Genomic DNA, 3,223 nt, shown 5'->3' on the forward strand with positions numbered 1-3,223 from the left:
GTCGCCAGTCGACAAAGAATAAACCTCTGTGTTGCTAGCGATAACCGTTTGGTTATTGTAAGTCACGACATCACCACGTTGATAATCGCTTGGTAACACGTCTCCCAAAGTAATAATTTTGCCATTTTCAGCACCAATCACCACATTAGTCATCGAAGCCAAATCATAAGCGCTATTGTGATCAGCTTGGTTCGGCGTACCATCAGAGATAAAGTATGTGACGTTATTTGCATCACTATCTTTACCTGCAAACCAATCTAGCACTGAATCAAATGCAGCTTCATAGTTTGTGTTACCACTGCCATTGTCTCTATTGTTTGCAAATGCAGTCGCGATTTTCGTTGAAGCGTCTGGGTCACTCAAATCAACTTCCAACAGCAACTTATCATTCGTTGCAAACGTTGTTAGCAAGACATTCACTTTACCCGAATGAGAACCGGTAGCACTGCTGATCAAGGTATCAAGTACCGTTTGAATCTCAGTCTCTGCTTTACCTACGTCATAACCCATACTGCCTGAAGTATCTAGAACAAAGGCAATGTTGTAATCCTCGCCCTCAACAATCTGCAGACCTTGGACATCACCAACAATAATATCATCATCAGCTGTACCGGTAATGTCGTTATCACCGTGCGTACCGGTAACGTATTCGTAATCGCGAACTGAAACTCGAGCCGATTCGGTCTCAGTCGCTTGGTCATTGTTTGATGACTCAACTGATGTTGCAGTGACACTTAATGGGAAGTCCAGGCTACCTTCAAAATCGTATGGTACTTTTACATCAAAGTTAGCTTGGCCTTGAGCATCGAGGTTCACGATATAGCCACCGCTTGGCTCTTCCGCAACGGCTTGACCATTGACGTACAACTCAACACCATCAGGTAGACCATCAACAAGGACTGTTTGAGCTAATGACTCGCTGCCATCAGTGTCAGCTAAGTCAACATCCACTTCAATCGGCACCCAACGATCTTGTAGAACCTCGTAAGTGCCATCTTTATTTATCTCAATCACCTTATCCGCAAAGACAACGCGCTCGATTTCGTACAGGTGATCACCACGGTCCTCAAAGCCCGTATTGTCATTTTCTGAATCGATTGAACGCTTGTCTAGGAAGATCCAATACGGAACTTGGCCACTATGGTTGTTCTTAAACGTAAACTGGTAGTCACTGAAGTTACCAGTTAGGTAAACCGTGTCTTTACCATCATATTGCGTTGTAGATCTTCCATCGTCACCATAGAAAGAGTCATTTTGACGACCACCAACAAAGACATCATCACCAGCGCCACCATAGAAGGTGTCGTTGTAATTTGTACCGACAAATAACGAATCAGTATCAGAGGTGTCGTTGTTACTACCCAAGGCTACATTCGCGACCGGATTCACTCTTTGTTGAACGCCATCTAAACCAATTGCATCTGCGATGATTTGGTTCTGAGCCAGAGTATTGTTTGTTGCCGATGTTACCAAGCTGTGATTAGACTCAACCGCGTCGGTTTTCAACATATCACCCACAGAGATACTGATTGTTGGCTTATCTGCTACCGCTACGACGTCAATATCTAGTGTTTCTGTCGCTCCAGTATTTGTCGTGTACGTAATTGTCGGTACGTCACCTGACCAATCTTTTACTGGGTCGAACGTGTAACTACCATCTTGGTTCACAACCAGCGTGCCGTTGCTCAGCGATACCGTCTGACCAACCGCATAATCAGTGTTGTTAACCGTGATATGGTCAACCAGTAGAACGTTATCGCCATCTGAATCATTCAGCAGGACGTTACCTTGTAACTGCTGATCTTCGTCTGTTGTAACAACATCACTTGCTGTATTCGTTGGCAAGTTTTCATGCACAACTACATTGATCGTCGCCGTAGAGTCAGCAGTATCACCATTAGACTCTTCTGTTGCTGTCGCAGTTACCGTGATAGTGAAATCATCATGAGAACCTGCAGGAGGAGTCACCGTCAGTCCGTCTAGCGCCCATCCGGTTACATCTACCGCATCCGCGCTAGCAATAGTAATTGAGTTAGTGCCATCCGAGATCACCGCGCCTACAGGAATACCTTTCAATGTCACTTCAAGCGATTCTGAGCCGTCAGTATCATTTAGATTTGCTCTAATTTCAGATAGAGGAATCGCAGTATCTTGAGGACCTTCGTTTACTTGGTAGGTCTCGTAGACTTCAACACCATTCACTTCTTGTAGTGCAGAGGTTCTGATATCAGTCGCGTCTAACGCGTTAACATCACTAACCACAACCAAGTTACTATTGCTTAGGTTAACTGGCGCTTGACCATTGATAGAAACATCGACGTTGAAGTTACCCGGACCACTTTGATTGTGATGGTAAATCTCTAGCGGGTAGAATCCAGAAACAGTAGGTACGAATGCACCACCCGTAATTGTACCTTGAGCATTACCCCAACGAGCTTCATCGACCAATGACCCACCAACTGTGATTGCAAGGCTATCGTCCGCGCGACCAGTGAAGTCGTAGCTTGTACCCGCTTCTAGGTAAACCAATCCTGTCACAAGTACTGCTTCATTTGCAGCTGTCGCATAAGACGACGTATCTTGCACATTCGAAGTTGTGGATTGATTACCGTTAGCAGAATCAAGAGCATCAATTGCATTGATAAGAACCTGACCTGTGACACCTAGCCCATTACCAGAACCCACTACGACGTTGTTCCAAGACGTAACATTGAACTCTTGCAGAGGTACCGACAAGCCTGGCGTTACGGTGCTCAAGGTTGGCGCATCAGCATCAGGGGTAACATCAATGGTTAGCGTCGATTCTTGACCTTCGTTCTGACCATCTGTTGGTTTAAATCCAATTTGAGCATAATGACCAGATTGGTCACCAACATTGGTACCACCAAAGCTACTATCACCAGACTCGTTTGTCTCCGGAGTAAATCTCACACCGTCAGCGTCAAACTGCGACTTATCGAGAACTTGATCTGCTTGAACAGCCTGCCAATCACCCTGAGCGTCTTTGTACTCAAGTAATCCGTCAGTCGGCAGCGAGGTAATCTGAATCGATAGTGAAGCGTCTGCAGAATCCACATCCGTCACACCGAAAGATGCCCAATCAAGCAATACATCTGCGCCCTGCGCATCTTCATTCAGAGTCACAGTTGTTGGCGTAGATTCTGGGGCGTCATTCACTGGATTAACCGTCACCGCAACCGTTGCATCGTCACTTAGCTGACCG

1 protein-coding gene is annotated in these 3,223 nt (G+C 45.7%); it reads right to left on the reverse strand.

What is annotated here, in order from left to right:
- Positions 1 to 3,223 (reverse strand): VWA domain-containing protein (locus OH459_RS27755; protein ID WP_269989808.1); only part of this gene is annotated, 3,223 nt, incomplete at both ends.

The sequence above is a fragment of the Vibrio sp. MM46 genome, assembly GCF_027587135.1.
GTDB classification, from domain to species: Bacteria; Pseudomonadota; Gammaproteobacteria; order Enterobacterales; family Vibrionaceae; genus Vibrio; species Vibrio harveyi.